Source organism: Guptibacillus spartinae, from assembly GCF_028610625.1.
GTDB classification, from domain to species: domain Bacteria; phylum Bacillota; class Bacilli; order Bacillales; family Guptibacillaceae; genus Guptibacillus; species Guptibacillus spartinae.
Genome location: NZ_JAQQWU010000001.1, coordinates 442,517 through 458,666, shown reverse-complemented (window position 1 = coordinate 458,666; position 16,150 = coordinate 442,517). Strand labels below are relative to the sequence as shown.

The window sequence follows — 16,150 nt, the reverse complement described above, 5'->3', positions numbered from 1 at the left end:
CTAAACGGAGAGGTCTTTCAACTGCTCCAACCATTCTTTCGAGGATGGATTGTCACGCCAGTGAAGCAGTGATTGAACCTCTCTTTCTTCAATCATACCTGTTTCTACGGCACATGTTAATAATTCATCGAAATTCGTAAGCGTATCCCAGGCAATTTTCGCGCTCGCAAACTGCTCTGCTCCTTTTTTCATTCCATATGTAAAAATGGCGGCAACACCGAGCACTTTAGCACCAGCAGCTTCTAATTGTTTCACAGCATCAATCGCACTACCACCTGTTGAAACCAAATCTTCAATCACAACGACCTTTTGCCCTTCCTCTACTTTTCCTTCAATTACATTTCCTTTTCCATGACCTTTTGCACTACCGCGAACATATACCATTGGAAGATCGAGAAGGTCACTTACCCAGGCAGCGTGAGGAATCCCAGCGGTGGCTGTTCCGGCAATCACTTCTACATCAGCGTATTTTTCTTTCACCATAGCGACAAGCCCACGTGCGATCTCTTTTCTTACGTTTGGATAAGAGAGGGTTAGACGATTATCACAATAAATCGGTGACAATAAACCTGAAGACCATGTAAAAGGATTAGTAGGCTGTAAGCTGACAGCTTCAATTTCCAAAAGTGCTTTAGCGATTGATTTCATGAGAACTCCTCCACTCTGATTTTAAGATGTCATATGCCGATAATGGGTTGTTCGCGCCTGTGATACTACGTCCGACCACAATAAAATCGCTTCCTAAAGATCGTGCTTTCTTTGGAGAGCAGACGCGATTTTGATCACCAGCAAGATCGCCTTCTAATCGAATGCCTGGTGTTACCGTTAAGAACGATTCTCCGCATGCTTCTTTGATCATCGGAACCTCAAGAGCTGAACTGACGACCCCATCAAGTCCGCTTCCCTTTGCAAGCTCTGCAAGAGACACAACACTATTTTTCATATTTGTTGCAATATGCAATTCGCTTCGAAGCATTTCTTCTGATGTGCTCGTTAATTGTGTGACACCGATGCACAAAGGCCGTTTTTGACCACCGCGAGTACCTGCTTCTAGTCCTTCCAACGCCGCCTGCATCATTCGTGATCCTCCGCTCGCATGAACGTTAATTAAGTCAACACCTAGACCCGCAAGACCCTTCATCGCTTTATTCACTGTATTTGGAATATCATGTAGTTTTAAATCTAGGAAAACGTGATGACCTCGCTGTTTTAATTCATCTACAAGCTTGGGGCCGTATTGATAAAATGCTTCCATTCCCACTTTTACAAAAAGCTTCTCCCCTTCAAATTGCTTAAGGAAATCCTTTAACTCTTCCTTGTCCGAAAAATCTAGTGCGAGGATGATTGAAGATTCCATTCTGTTTTCCAGCTCCTTCCTGTCAGCTCTGAAATATGTTGCACGTCTAATTTATCTAGCAAAGCTGGTAAGGCGTCAATAATGGTAGGACAAGCGAATGGATCAACAAAGTTTGCTGTACCAACGGCAACAGCGCTCGCTCCAGCAAGGAAATACTCAATTACATCTTCCGCCGACTGAACACCACCCATTCCAATGATCGGAATGTTGACCTGCTGACTCACTTGATGAATCATACGAATCGCCACAGGTTTAATGGCTGGTCCGGATAAACCTCCCGCTCCATTAGCAAGGATTGGCTTCCCTGTTTTTAAGTCAATTCGCATACCAAGAAGCGTATTAATCATTGTTAACCCATCTGCGCCTGCATGCTCAACGACTTTTGCCATCTGGACAATATCGGTTACGTTTGGTGAGAGCTTGACATAAACAGGAACCGATGACACGTCTTTCACTGCTTTCGTGACCTCATAGGCTGTTTCGGGAACCGTTCCAAATGCTAGACCACCTTCTTTCACATTTGGGCAAGAAATATTCAACTCAAGCGCATGTACGTTCTCGGCTGTTGAAATTTCCTTCGCAACCGTCACGTAGTCTTCTATCGTCGATCCCGCAACATTTGCAATAATTGGCACATCAAATCTTGACAACCACGGTAACTCCTCTGCCATCACTCGATCAAGTCCAGGGTTTTGGAGGCCAATCGCATTTAACATTCCTGAAGTTGTTTCCGCAACGCGTGGAGTTGGATTACCGAAGCGCGGCTCATGCGTTGTTGCTTTTACCATAATGGCTCCAAGCTGATCCAGGTTATAAAACTGACTATATTCTTTCCCAAACCCAAAGCATCCTGATGCTGGCATGATCGGATTTTTTAGATCTAGGCCTGGAAGCTCTACTCGTAATCGGCTCATAGAACAACCTCCCCCGCCTGAAATACTGGCCCATCACTACATACTTTACGATAAGCAAAACCTGTTTCGTCTCCCTGAACGTGACACACACATGCGAGACATGCACCAATCCCACATCCCATTCGCTGTTCGAGTGAGAGATAAACACCTTTTTTGGCACGGTAATTTTCAAGTGCTTTTAACATAGGCGATGGTCCGCAGGCAAAAAGGTAGTCAGCGTTCATGTCAAGCTGGTTTGTTACAAATCCTTTTTCTCCATATGTTCCATCTGCTGTTGTGATCGTTACAGGGCCATATGCTTTAAATTTTTCTTCATAGAAAACGACTGAACTTGTTTGAAAACCGTGTACATGCTTTACGTTCACCCCACGCTTGGTTAGTTCCTGCGAAAGGTAATAGAGGGGGGGAACGCCGATCCCGCCCCCCACAAGTAGAGCTGTTTCGCCCTCCTTTGTCCTCTCAACTGGAAAACCATTCCCGAGTGGGCCAAGGAGGTCCACTTCGACCCCTGGTACCATCTCAGCTAATACTTTTGTTCCTTTACCTTCTGCTCGATAAATCATCGTTAACTCATGCTTGTTAGGATCAACATGACAAATACTGATAGGTCTTCTTAGCAAGGGGTCTGATCCGAATCCCGTTTTCACATGAACAAACTGTCCAGGTTGGAAGCTTTCATTGATCTCCTTATGAAAAACGACCGCTTCATAAATCGAAGCTGCAATTTCTTTTTGAGAAACAAGCTCGGTTTTTAACTGCTTCATGAACGAACCACTTCTTTTTCATGAAACTTCGGCATGCTTGTGCTTGTAAACGTCATCGTCTCAATGACCCGTAGCAACGCTTTTGCTGTATCAAGTGATGTGAAACATACAACACCATTTTCGACTGACTCGCGTCGAATGCGGAAGCCGTCACGAGCAGGCTGCTTCCCTCTTGTGAGCGTGTTAATGACAAATTGCGCCTGCCCTTCACGAATAACATGTAATAGATTCGGCTTTTCTGCCCCAATTTTATTTACGACTGTCACAGGGATTCCAAGATCACGTATGATCTGAGCCGTTCCTTCTGTTGCAAGAATGTGGTAGCCGATTGCATTGAACCGTTTGACAAGATCGATTGCTTCTTCTTTGTCTTTATCGGCGATCGTGAACAAGACTGATCCGTGCGTAGGAATCTTCATACCCGAAGCAACAAGCCCTTTATATAGAGCTTTCTCAAGCGTATAATCACGACCCATTACCTCCCCGGTTGACTTCATTTCTGGTCCAAGCGTAATATCCACGCGACGCAGTTTCGCAAATGAGAAGACCGGTACTTTTACATACACATCGTCTCGTTCCGTTCCATACCCCGTTTCATAACCTAGAGAAGTAAGGGATGCGCCTAAAATGACTTTCGTTGCGAGATTCGCCATTGGTACCCCTGTGATCTTACTTAAGAATGGGACGGTGCGACTTGAACGCGGATTTACTTCGAGCACATACACCTGGTCGTTCTGAATGACATATTGGATATTTAGAAGACCTTTGATTTTCAATCCTCTCGCAAGCGTGATCGTTTGATCAATAAGCGTTTGTTTCACTTCACTTGATAAGCTCTGTGGAGGATATACTGCAATCGAATCTCCTGAGTGAATTCCTGCTCGTTCGATGTGTTCCATAATGCCCGGTATAAACACCGTTTCTCCATCAGAGATCGCATCAACTTCGATTTCTTTCCCCATCAAATAGCGATCGATTAAAACAGGATGCTGTGGATTCACTTTCACCGCATTTTCCATGTAATGAAGCAGCTCGCTTTCTTTGTAGACAATTTCCATTGCTCTGCCGCCGAGTACATAGGATGGACGAACAAGGACTGGATAGCCAATTCTCTCAGCAATTGTGACAGCTTGATCAACGGATGTTGCTGTCTTGCCTTCTGGTTGAGGGATGTTTAGCTCAGCCATCGCCATTTCGAATTTATCTCGGTTCTCAGCACGATCCATATCTTCTAAAGATGTTCCTAGAATTTTTACTCCTCGAGCTGCTAGTTCGTCTGCGAGATTAATAGCCGTCTGGCCTCCGAACTGAACGACTACGCCTTTAGGCTTTTCAAGATCGATGACGTGCATCACATCTTCCACTGTTAATGGTTCAAAATAAAGCTTATCTGAGATACTGAAATCCGTCGATACGGTTTCCGGGTTATTGTTAATGATAATGGCTTCATATCCTGCTTCTCGAATGGCCCAAACACTATGCACTGTCGCGTAATCAAACTCAATCCCCTGACCGATTCGAATCGGACCAGAACCTAGAACGAGTACACTTTCTTTCGACGTTTCAAGTGATTCATTCTCATCCTCATAAGTGGAGTAGTAATAAGGCGTTTCAGATTCAAATTCCCCTGCACAGGTGTCAACCATCTTATAAACGGGCCGGATTGCTTCTTGCATACGCAATTCATATATTTCAAGCTCTGTTTGATTCCAGAGAGTGGCTATGATGTCATCTGAAAATCCTTTTTGTTTTGCTTCAAGTAAAAGATCAAGATTCCCTTTATTCTCTTTTAGCTTGTTTTCAAGCTCAACCATTCCTTGTATCTTTACGAGGAAATAATGATCAATCATGCTCCAGTCATGAATTTGTTTCATTGTCTTTCCTCTTCTAAATGCTTCCGCTACAACGAAGATACGCTCATCATCTGCGAAGCGAATTCGTTTCTCTAGCGTTTCGTCATCAAGATCCACTAACTCTGGAATGGATAAATGACTGACATTTGACTCTAGTGAACGCACTGCTTTTAACAGCGACTCTTCTAGCGTACGACCGATCGCCATCACTTCACCCGTTGCCTTCATTTGCGTTCCTAATTTACGATTTGCACTTTCAAATTTATCAAAAGGCCATCTTGGAATCTTAGATACAACATAGTCTAAAGCCGGTTCGAAGCTTGCATATGTTTTTCCTGTAACAGGGTTTTTCATTTCTGCAAGAGACAGCCCGACTGCGATTTTCGCTGCAAGCTTTGCAATAGGATAGCCCGTTGCTTTCGATGCAAGAGCGGAGGAACGGCTAACCCTTGGATTTACTTCAATGATGTAATATTGGAAGCTGTATGGGTCAAGCGCAAGCTGAATGTTACAGCCTCCCTCAATTTTCAAGGCGCGAATGACTTTTAGTGCGACGTTTCGTAGCATTTGATAATCGCGATCTGATAGCGTTTGACTCGGTGCCACAACAATGGAGTCACCTGTATGAATGCCAACTGGGTCAATGTTCTCCATGTTACAAACGACGATCGCCTGATCTTGACCGTCACGCATCACTTCATATTCCACTTCTTTGAATCCAGCAATGCTTTTCTCAAGTAGACATTGGGTCACCGGACTATATTTCAGTCCACTTGAAACAATTTCTTCGAGCTCTTCATCATTGTTTACAATTCCGCCGCCTGTTCCTCCAAGCGTATAGGCAGGGCGAACGATTACCGGGTATCCGATTCGTTTCACAAATTGATACGCTTCTTCGAGATTATGAATAATATCACTTTCCGGTACTGGTTCGTTTAGCTCATTCATAAGCGTACGAAACAGATCGCGATCCTCCGCCTGCTGAATTGCATCAAGTTTCGTACCTAAAAGTTCGACTTCATAGTCTTTTAAAACACCTGCTTCTGATAATTCCATTGCCATATTTAGTCCAGTTTGCCCTCCAAGTGTTGCAAGAAGAGCATCCGGTCGTTCTTTTCTGATAATCCGGCTAACAAAATCAAGCGTTAGTGGTTCGATGTATACTTCGTCCGCGATTGTGGTATCCGTCATAATGGTTGCAGGATTTGAGTTTACGAGAATCACTTCATATCCTTCTTCTTTTAACGCCTGACACGCCTGCGTTCCTGCATAGTCAAATTCTGCTGCTTGCCCGATGACAATTGGTCCTGATCCGATCACAAGGATTTTTTGAATATCTGTACGTTTAGGCATATGTTTTTTCCCCCTTGAATGTTGTAATCATCGCGATAAAGTCGTCAAAAAGTTCATTGGAATCTTCAGGTCCAGGGGATGCTTCTGGATGATACTGCACACTGAAAGCGGCATATTCCTTATGTTTAACGCCTTCAATGGAGCCGTCGTTTACGGCAACATGTGTGACAACTAACTCCGTATTCTCTAGCGTATTAGGTGCAATCGTATAACCATGATTTTGCGAAGTAATGGCCACGCGCTGAGTTGATAAGTCCATTACCGGGTGGTTCGATCCTCTATGACCAAACTTCATTTTCTCTGAATCTGCTCCGCAAGCAAGAGCAAACAACTGATGACCCAGGCAGATGCCAAAGAGTGGGATTTTACCAAGGATTCCGTTAATCATCTCTACAGCCTCAGGTACGTCTTTCGGATCTCCAGGGCCGTTACTAAGCATCACCCCATCAGGATTGAGACGAAGAATTTCTTCTGCGGTCGTATTGTATGGGACAACAACCACATCACATTTCCGCTTTGTTAATTCTCTTAAGATACCGTGCTTCATCCCAAAATCGACAAGAACGATACGGAATCCACGACCTGGACTTGCATAAGGTGCTTTAATGGAAACCTGCTGTACTTGATCTCTTTTCAAGGGCGTATCCCTTAGGTCACGCGCGATTTTCTCAGGATCGACATCTATGCTACACATTTTTCCTTTTAACGTTCCATTTGAGCGGATCAGCTTTGTCAGCTTCCTTGTATCAATGCCTTCAAGACCAGGGATTCCTTTTACACGAAGCAGTTCATCAAGCGTCATTTCATTTCTCCAATAGCTTGGTACTTCTGTTGCTTCTTTTACAATTAGTCCGTGTACAGATGGGTTAATCGATTCGAAATCATCCCGGTTAATGCCGTAGTTACCGATTAATGGATACGTAAGCGTAACGATTTGGGCACAGTAAGATGGATCAGATAAAATTTCCTGATAGCCGGTCATTCCTGTGTTGAAAACAACCTCCCCACTTTTCTCAATGTCACTACCAAATGCTTTCCCTACAAAAATAGATCCATCTTCTAAAATCAACTGTCTTTTCATCATTGATCGCTCCCCTTTTCAAACACGATTTTGCCATTTACAAATGTTGCTGTAGGCCATCCTTTACATGTCCATCCAGTAAAAGGCGTATTTTTACCTTTTGATACAAATGACTCAGGAAGAATGTCTTCTTTCGCCGTTAAATTGATGATTGTTATATCAGCGAATGCGCCAATATCGAGAGTACCGTATTCAAGTTCAAATGCACGTGCTGGTTTCACCGTTAGCCAATCAACAAGCTGCTTAAGGGTAAATGTTCCTTTCTCAACAAAATGGGTGTATAGCAGGGGAAAAGCCGTTTCCAGTCCGACAATACCGAATGGCGCTTTTTCCATTGATTGTGCTTTTTCATCCTCAGAGTGAGGGGCATGATCTGTTGCTATAAAATCAATTGTGCCATCGAGCAGGCCTTCGATAAGTGCTTCTCGATCTTCTTTTGATCGAAGAGGCGGATTCATTTTGTAATGCGTATCAAGCCCCGGTATATCATCTTCTGATAAAAGAAGATGATGGGGTGTCACTTCAGCTGTTACGTTAATCCCAGCCCGCTTCGCATCTCTTACAACGCGAACGGACTCTTTCGTACTAATATGGCAAACATGATAATGTGCGCCTGCTGCCTCGGCTAGCAGAACATCTCTTGCAATATGTACCGCTTCACAAACGGACGGAATGCCGTTTAGTCCATTCTCTTTTGAGAAATGCCCCTCATGCACGCTTCCACCGTTAATCAACGTGTTTTCTTCGCAGTGAGCAACAATTGCTAGGTTACTAGCTGCCGCACGCTTCATTGCTTCTAGCATCATTCCCGCATTTTGAACACCAACACCATCGTCGGTTAAGGCAAACGCGCCGTTTGTTTTCAATCCTTCAAAATTCGTCAGCTCTTCGCCTAGCTGTCTAGTAGTAATCGCTCCATATGGTAAGACACGAACGCTTGCAGTTTCTTTGATTCGATTCATTAACGTTTGCATCGTTTCTACGTTGTCAGGAACAGGTCTTGTATTCGGCATGGCAGCGATTGTTGTAAATCCACCTTTTGCCGCTGCTTTAGTTCCAGTCTCAATCGTTTCTTTATGCTCGCCGCCAGGTTCTCTTAGATGCACGTGAAGATCAACGAGCCCTGGAGATAAGAGATTCCCTTTTGCATCAAAAGTTTGGTGCGCTTCTACCTCAATCTTTTTTTCGATTTTTTCAATTCGTCCAGCCTCATTGATAAGAACCTCCCGCTCGATTAAATCTCCAGCTTCGTTTAGTAGTCTCGCATTTTGGATTAGCATTACACGACCATTCCTTTCTTAGTAGGTTGTAGAACCATGTTCAAGCAGGCCATTCGGACATAAACACCATTTTCCATTTGTTTGAAAATTCTTGAGCGCTCACATTCCACTAATGATGTATCAATTTCAACGCCTCGATTTACCGGGGCAGGATGCATGATAATACTATGTTTTTTCATGCGTTTTTCTCGCTCTACTGTAAGCCCAAATGTCTGAAGGTAAGAATCCGTCTCGCTTTTCCTTTCGTGACGCTCATTTTGAATGCGTAGTAGCATGAGCACATCCGCCTGTTCAATCGCTTCATCTATTGTGAGGTATGGGGTTTCATCCATTGTTTCATCTTGCCATTCACGTGGTCCGGAAAAGCTCACGTTTGCACCTAGCCTACTTAACACGTTAGCATTTGACCTTGCTACCCGGCTGTGCTTTATATCACCAGCGATCACAATGTTAAGGTCTTCAAACCGCTTGAACTCTTGCCTAATCGTTAGAAGATCGAGCAACGATTGGGTAGGGTGATGTCCGCATCCATCGCCTGCATTAATAATGGACATGGACGTTTTTTCAAGCAACGGATCAAAATATTTTTCCTCTTTGTGCCTCACAACGACAGCGCTTGCTCCGATCGATTCAAGCGTTTTAATTGTGTCGTATAGCGTCTCTCCTTTTTGAACACTTGACGAGGATGTTTCAAAATTCAAGACTTCATATCCCAGTCTCTTTTCTGCTACTTCAAAGCTGAACCTTGTTCGGGTCGATGGTTCGAAGAAAAGATTCGCAATAAACACCGGTTCCTGTCTTTGAATACTTTTTCCATTCTTGAAACGTTCGGCCTGCAGTAAAATGTTATCAATTTCATCTAATGTAAGAGAGGTCATATCAAGTAAATGCTTCACATCACTCACTCCAATTCGTCCATATTTTTCTCAAAAAAAAGCACCCTGAGCGTTGTCAGGGTGCAGAAGGATAGACGCGTTGTGTCATCGCATCTCTTTCCCACCCTTTTAGGTCTCTCTGTACCTTTTTAAAGGATGATGCTATGCAGCTGGTTCGTTATTTTCAAGATCTTCTTCAAACATTTTCTCAACCGATTGTTGTGAGCTTCCGCCAGGCAAAATCAGGTTCAGCGCAATACCGATGATCGTCGCAAGCGCCATCCCCGCAATTTGCAAGTTATCACTAACCTGGATGAAAGCACCGCCTACACCGATCACTAGGATAACGGAGGAGATAATCAAGTTACGCTTTTCACCAAGGTCAATTTTGTTATCAATCAGCATGCGTAGTCCAGATGAAGCAATAATTCCGAAGAGAAGGATTGATACTCCGCCCATCACAGCAGTCGGAATCGTTGAGATGAGGGCTGTGACCTTTCCTACAAATCCGAACATGAGGGCAAGGACAGCAGCTCCGCCGATCACAAACACACTGAATACTCGTGTAATCGCAAGCACACCAATGTTCTCCCCATAGGTCGTATTCGGTGGTCCGCCAAGGCAAGAGGCAATCATTGTTGCCACTCCATCTCCAAGGATGGAACGATGAAGTCCTGGCGTTTTCAAGAAATTCTTACCGGCTACTTTACTTAAAACCATTTGATCGCCAATGTGTTCAGCTATTGTGACGACTGCAATGGGTACCATGATGAACAGGATTTCCCATGAGAAGACATCTACCGGGTTGTAATCCGCAAATGGGATAATGAAATCCGGCATTTGGAAGAAGGAAGCTTCCTTGACTGGTGTGAGATCAACAATGCCCATAAAGTAAGCAAATGTATATCCTGATACAATTCCGATTAAGATGGGAATCAGGCTGAAAAATCCTCTTAAAAACATGGAAGCGAGAATGGTAACCCCAAGTGTAACAAGTGCTACCGTAAAGTGTGTCCCGCTATAGGCTTCAGTTGCAGGATTGTTCATTGCCATGTCGATCGCCGTTCCGGCAAGACCAAGCCCGATGACCATGATGACCGGGCCCACGACGATCGGTGGAAGAAGCTTTAACAGCCAGTTTAACCCAAGTGCTCGTATGCCAATGGCAACTAATCCATAAACAATGCCTGCAAAAAAGCTTCCGATCATCGCTCCTTCAGGTCCGTGTAAGGATACCGCTGATATGATCGGTGCGATAAAAGCGAAGGATGAGCCTAGGTAAGCTGGAATTCTTCCTTTTGTAATCGCAAGATATGCAAGTGTACCAAGTCCACTTGATACAAGAGCGACCGCCGGATCAAGTCCGACGAGGAATGGAACTAATATCGTTGCGCCAAACATGGCGAATAAATGCTGTAGGCTTAATGTGAGCCAGCTTGATGGTTTTGGAACGTCTCGAATACCTAGTACTTGTTTCATGATGTTTTCCTCCTTGATTGTGCGTGTCCCGGCCATGCTTATAAAAAAACTCCTTGCATGGCCGCAAGGAGGTACACGCGTGTCCTAATGGAACGCGGTTCCTCCCTTGGCCGTCTCTCTGGACGGAATTAAAGGGAGCACGATTTATGATTGTGTTAAGCTAACTTGATCAAAGTCATCTACTTCTGTAAGAGCGACTTCAATGATTTCTTCTTTTGATGTTGGTACGTTTTTCCCAACATAATCAGGCCGGATCGGTAATTCTCGATGTCCGCGATCCACTAGCACAGCTAGTTGAATTTGTGATGGACGACCGAGATCCATTAAAGCGTCCATTGCGGCACGAACGGTTCTACCGGTATAAAGGACGTCGTCAATGAGTATCACTTTCTGATCATTTACATCTTTTGAGATGCTTGTGCCTTTAATTAGCGGGTCCTGATCTTCATTTTTGTGAGTTAAGTCATCACGGTACATCGTGATGTCCACTTCTCCTACTGAAATCGCTGAGCCTTCGATTTGCTCAATTCGTTCAGCTAACCTCTCAGCTAAATAAATGCCTCGAGTTTTAATTCCAACAAGCATTGTATTTTCAATGCCTTTATTGCGCTCAAGTATTTCATGCGCAATTCGTGTGAGCGCTCTTCGAATCGCCTGATCATCAAGCAAGATTCGCTTGTTTTCCATCATGATCGCCCCTCTCTCTATCTCGTTCTTAAGCAGTAAAAAAACCCTTTTGCCATGAGGGCAAAAGGGTTTTTGGGCATACAAATGTAGCGTTGCGCAGCCGATTTTCCTTTGCAGCCTCACGGGACTGTCGTTAAAGGGTATGCTGTTGTCTAAAAAGAGTATCGCAAAGATCTCTGCTATTGTCAACCTTAATCTTGTCTAAGTCTCTTTAATAAGCGTTCAATATCCTCTGGAATAGGCGCGGAGAATTCAAGCCACTCTTCTGTTACAGGGTGCCGGAAGCCAAGAACACCTGCGTGAAGCGCTTGTCCGTCAATTGGCAGTGACTTTCTTCTTGGACCATACTTCGGGTCACCAGCAACTGGATGATCGATATACTTCATGTGCACGCGAATTTGATGTGTACGGCCTGTCTCAAGCTTACATTCCACGTACGTATATTGCTTATAACGCTCAAGTACACGAAAATGCGTTACAGCATCACGACTATGCTCATCAGTTACCGTCATTTTTTGACGGTCTTGCTTATCTCGTCCAATTGGCGCATCAATTGTCCCGACATCGTGCTGGATATTGCCATGTACAATCGCCGTATAGAGTCTATTAACCGTTTTTGCTTGCAGTTGTTTTACAAGTGATTCATGTGCTTTATCGTTTTTTGCAACCATTAACAAGCCTGATGTATCCTTATCAATTCGGTGCACAATTCCTGGTCGAACGACACCATTGATCCCACTCAAATCGCTCACTTGATACATAAGACCGTTCACGAGAGTGCCGCTTGCGTGGCCAGGTGCGGGATGAACTACCATACCACGAGGCTTATTCACAACAAGAACATCCGCATCTTCATAAACGATATCCAGGTTTAAATTCTCTGCAACAATTTCTAATTCTTCCGGTTCTGGAACAGATACTTCAATTTCATCTCCTGCAGTTGCTTTATAATTACCTTTCACTGGCTCTCCATTTACTTGAATGTTTCTTTCTTTGATCCAGGTTTGAACCTGGCTACGTGACCAGTCGCTTTCATAAGAAGTAATGAGCTTATCAATTCGCTCCCCTTTTTCTTCTTCTGCTACTTTAAATGTGAATTTTTCCATTAGTTTTCCCCTTTAGCCTGCTTACTTTCAAAAATGGTTCCGATAAAAATGAGAATAACCCCTACCACAAGAGAGGCGTCGGCAACGTTAAAGATCGGAAAATCATAAGAAAAGATAAACGTGTTCACAAAATCCACTACTTCTCCACGAAGGGCTCGATCAATAAAGTTCCCGATTGCGCCACCAAGTATGAGCGCGAGGGTTACGCTTACGAAGCGGCTATGTTTATACTGTCTCATATAATAAATAACCGCACCAATGACGAAAATCGTAATGATGTAAAAGAAAATCATCTGTCCTTGAAGGATTCCGAAGGCTGCGCCCCGATTTCGATGAGATGTGATAGAAAGAAAACCATCGATTAATGTAATGTTTTCACCATATTCCATATACTTCACAACAAGCCATTTGGTCCACTGATCAAGTACAATGATGCCAATGGCTATGAGATATTTCCACACGAGCGCTCCTCCGATCAAATGTTACTTCCTATGAAAGTTTAGCACAGCTTGCTTCAGCAGACAATCGAAACTGAAGTTACCATATTGAAAAGACGCTTTGCAGCGCAAAGCGTCTTTTCGATTTTTCAATTTTAGTAGTGGTTTTTAACCGTTTCAGCACAGCTAGCGCAAAGCGTTGGGTATTCGCTATCAGCGCCAACATCAGTTTTTACTTGCCAGCAACGTTCACACGTTTCACCCTCAGCAGGCGAAACAGAAATCGCAAGCTCCTCATATACTTTTGCTTCTGCTGGAGCCTCGGCCTTTGTACCAGCAACGGTTGCTCCAGATACGATAAAGAGCTTCTCAAGATTTGCTACGCCTTCAAGCAACTCTTTCGTACCATTATCAGCGTAAATATGAAGCTGAGCTGTTAATGATTTACCAATCACTTTCTCGTTACGCGCTTCTTCTAATGCCTTAAGCACTTCATCTCGAAGCTCCATGACATGATCCCATTTCTGTTCAAGATCAGCTGTCCCTTCAAAATTCTTTACTTCTGGCATATCGGATAGCTGTACAAACTCTTCCTTCTCACCAGGAACATACTGCCAAACTTCCTCAGCCGTATGTGGGATAATTGGAGAAAGAAGTTTTGTTAATGCTACAGCTGTCTGATAAAGAACGGTTTGAATCGCACGGCGTTTTGGATGATCTTCATGCTCGATATAAAGCGTATCTTTTGCAATATCAAGGTAGAAGGAACTCATTTCAATCGTGAAAAAGTTATGAATGGTGTTATAAACCGTTAAGAATTGATACTCATCGTATGCTTTCTTCACTTTTGATACTAAGTTGTTTAACTTCACAAGCATATATTGATCAAGTTCACCAAGATTCTCATACGCTACCTGATGCTGTGCTGGGTCAAATCCTTCAAGGTTACCAAGCATAAAGCGGAACGTATTGCGAATCTTACGGTATACTTCAGCTACTTGTTTTAAGATATCATCTGAAACGCGTACGTCAGCTTGATAGTCTGCAGAAGAAACCCAAAGACGAAGAATATCTGCGCCTAATTGCTTCATTACATCGTTTGGTACCATTGTGTTACCAAGCGATTTGCTCATTTTCTTCCCTTCACCGTCAAGGATAAAGCCATGGCTAAGAACGGCTTTATAAGGAGCTTTTCCTGTGACAGCTACAGCTGTAGAAAGAGATGAGTTAAACCAACCACGATACTGGTCAGAACCTTCAAGATACAAATCAGCCGGGCGAACAAGATCACTACGCTCTTCTAGTACTGCCTGGTGAGATGAACCTGAATCAAACCATACATCCATGATGTCCATTTCTTTACGGAATTCACCATTCGGACTATGCTCCGAAGTAAATCCTTCTGGTAGAAGGTCTTTTGCATCCCACTCAAACCAGATGTTTGATCCATGCTTACGGAATAGGTCTGATACGTGTTCAATCGTTTCATCTGTAATGATCGGCTCATTGTTTTCGCCGTAGAATACTGGGATTGGAACGCCCCACGCACGCTGACGAGAGATACACCAATCTTCCCGATCCTTCACCATATTATGAAGGCGAATCTCACCCCATGAAGGGAACCAATTGACATCTGCTACCGCTTGAAGTAGCTCCGGACGGAATTCTTTAATCGAAGCAAACCATTGTTCTGTTGCACGGAAGATAATCGGTTTCTTCGTACGCCAATCGTGTGGATAAGAGTGCGTAAAGAATGTCAGCTTTACAAGTGCGCCCGCTTCTTCAAGCTTCTCTGTAATTGGCTTATTCGCTTTGTCATAGAACATTCCTTCAAATCCAGGAGCTTCCTCTGTGAAGACACCTTTTTCATCAACCGGACAAAGAATATCTAACTTATACTTTCTTCCGATCAAATAGTCATCTTCACCGTGTCCTGGAGCTGTGTGAACGCAACCTGTCCCTGCGTCAAGCGTAACGTGATCTCCAAGAATAACGAGTGACTCACGCTCATAGAACGGATGTTGTGCTGTCACGTATTCAAGTTCGCTACCTTTGACACGCTTCACTTCACTTACGTTCGTCCATTCAAACTCTTCTTTTAACTGATCTACCAGCTCTGTTGCAACAACGTATTTTGTTCCATCAGCATCAACTACGCTGTACTCAAATTTCTCGTTTAACGCAATCGCAAGGTTGGATGGGATCGTCCACGGCGTTGTTGTCCAGATAATAAACTTCTCATCGCCATCAAGAACACCTTTTCCATCCTTCACATCAAACGCAACATAGATGGAAGGAGAGCGCTTATCATGATACTCGATTTCAGCTTCTGCTAATGCAGATTCAGATGTTGGAGACCAATAAACGGTTTTCTTATCTTTGTAGATATAACCGCGCTTCGCCATTTCACCGAACACTTTGATTTGTTGCGCTTCATACCCTTTATGAAGCGTGATGTATGGGTTATCCCAATCGCCTCTTACACCTAGACGCTTAAACTGTTCACGCTGGCGATCCACTTGTTTTAATGCGTATTCTTCACATTTTTTTCTAAATTCAGCTACCGTTAACTTTTTACGATCTACGCCTTTTTTCGTTAACGCCTGCTCAATTGGAAGGCCGTGGGTATCCCAACCAGGAACGTAAGGGGCGTTGAAACCGTTCATTGATTTATAACGGACGATCATATCCTTCAACACTTTGTTTTCAGCGTGCCCCATATGAATGTCCCCATTCGCATATGGAGGGCCATCATGTAGCACAAACAAAGGACGATCTTTCGTTCTTTCTTGTACTTTTTCATAAAGATTAATGTTTTCCCATTCTTTTTGCATATCAGGCTCTTTATTAGGTAAATTTCCTCTCATCGGAAATTTTGTTTTTGGCATTAAGAGCGTTTCTTTAAAGCTCATGAGGTTTCCTCCTTCAACTTATAACGACCAACATCCGTAGCGCGAATATCCC

At 43.7% G+C, this 16,150-nt stretch carries 13 protein-coding genes; all 13 read right to left on the bottom strand.

All coding sequences use genetic code 11. The features are described 5' to 3' along the window. A complete protein-coding gene (gene pyrE / locus PQ511_RS02445) occupies positions 1-648 on the bottom strand; it encodes an orotate phosphoribosyltransferase (RefSeq protein WP_273850348.1) in 648 nt (215 codons plus the stop codon). Beyond that, positions 632-1,357, bottom strand: a complete 726-nt coding sequence (gene pyrF, locus PQ511_RS02440; protein WP_273850347.1) for an orotidine-5'-phosphate decarboxylase — start codon at positions 1,355-1,357, stop codon at positions 632-634. The genes pyrE and pyrF overlap by 17 nt, the downstream gene beginning before the upstream one ends. Continuing rightward, the gene (locus PQ511_RS02435) at positions 1,330-2,271 is read right to left on the bottom strand and encodes a dihydroorotate dehydrogenase (RefSeq protein ID WP_273850346.1); all 942 of its coding nucleotides are present in this window, start codon (positions 2,269-2,271) and stop codon (positions 1,330-1,332) included. Before PQ511_RS02435 ends, pyrF begins: the two co-directional genes overlap by 28 nt. Beyond that, on the bottom strand, positions 2,268-3,035 hold the full coding sequence (locus PQ511_RS02430; RefSeq protein ID WP_273850345.1) for a dihydroorotate dehydrogenase electron transfer subunit: 768 nt from the start codon (positions 3,033-3,035) through the stop codon (positions 2,268-2,270). Before PQ511_RS02430 ends, PQ511_RS02435 begins: the two co-directional genes overlap by 4 nt. Then, entirely contained in the window at positions 3,032-6,241 is a 3,210-nt protein-coding gene (gene carB / locus PQ511_RS02425) for a carbamoyl-phosphate synthase large subunit (RefSeq protein WP_273850344.1), read from the bottom strand. The genes PQ511_RS02430 and carB overlap by 4 nt, the downstream gene beginning before the upstream one ends. After that, a complete protein-coding gene (locus tag PQ511_RS02420; RefSeq protein WP_273850617.1) occupies positions 6,234-7,322 on the bottom strand; it encodes a carbamoyl phosphate synthase small subunit in 1,089 nt (362 codons plus the stop codon). The genes carB and PQ511_RS02420 overlap by 8 nt, the downstream gene beginning before the upstream one ends. After that, a complete protein-coding gene (gene pyrC, locus PQ511_RS02415) occupies positions 7,322-8,602 on the bottom strand; it encodes a dihydroorotase (RefSeq protein WP_273850343.1) in 1,281 nt (426 codons plus the stop codon). Before pyrC ends, PQ511_RS02420 begins: the two co-directional genes overlap by 1 nt. Continuing rightward, positions 8,602-9,498, bottom strand: a complete 897-nt coding sequence (locus tag PQ511_RS02410) for an aspartate carbamoyltransferase catalytic subunit (protein ID WP_273850342.1) — start codon at positions 9,496-9,498, stop codon at positions 8,602-8,604. The genes pyrC and PQ511_RS02410 overlap by 1 nt, the downstream gene beginning before the upstream one ends. A 141-nt stretch (positions 9,499-9,639) precedes the next feature. Beyond that, complete coding sequence (locus tag PQ511_RS02405; RefSeq protein WP_420541648.1) at positions 9,640-10,992, bottom strand: solute carrier family 23 protein; 1,353 nt, start codon at positions 10,990-10,992, stop codon at positions 9,640-9,642. Between the two features lie 108 nt (positions 10,993-11,100). After that, a complete protein-coding gene (gene pyrR / locus PQ511_RS02400; protein ID WP_273850340.1) occupies positions 11,101-11,643 on the bottom strand; it encodes a bifunctional pyr operon transcriptional regulator/uracil phosphoribosyltransferase PyrR in 543 nt (180 codons plus the stop codon). 191 nt (positions 11,644-11,834) lie between these two features. After that, positions 11,835-12,749, bottom strand: a complete 915-nt coding sequence (locus PQ511_RS02395) for an RluA family pseudouridine synthase (RefSeq protein WP_273850339.1) — start codon at positions 12,747-12,749, stop codon at positions 11,835-11,837. Next, a complete protein-coding gene (gene lspA / locus PQ511_RS02390; RefSeq protein ID WP_273850338.1) occupies positions 12,749-13,210 on the bottom strand; it encodes a signal peptidase II in 462 nt (153 codons plus the stop codon). Before lspA ends, PQ511_RS02395 begins: the two co-directional genes overlap by 1 nt. A gap of 131 nt (positions 13,211-13,341) precedes the next feature. Then, positions 13,342-16,098 carry an isoleucine--tRNA ligase gene (gene ileS / locus PQ511_RS02385; RefSeq protein ID WP_273850337.1) on the bottom strand — a complete coding sequence of 919 codons (2,757 nt, stop codon included), beginning with the start codon at positions 16,096-16,098 and terminating at the stop codon, positions 13,342-13,344. Positions 16,099-16,150 lie beyond the last annotated feature (52 nt).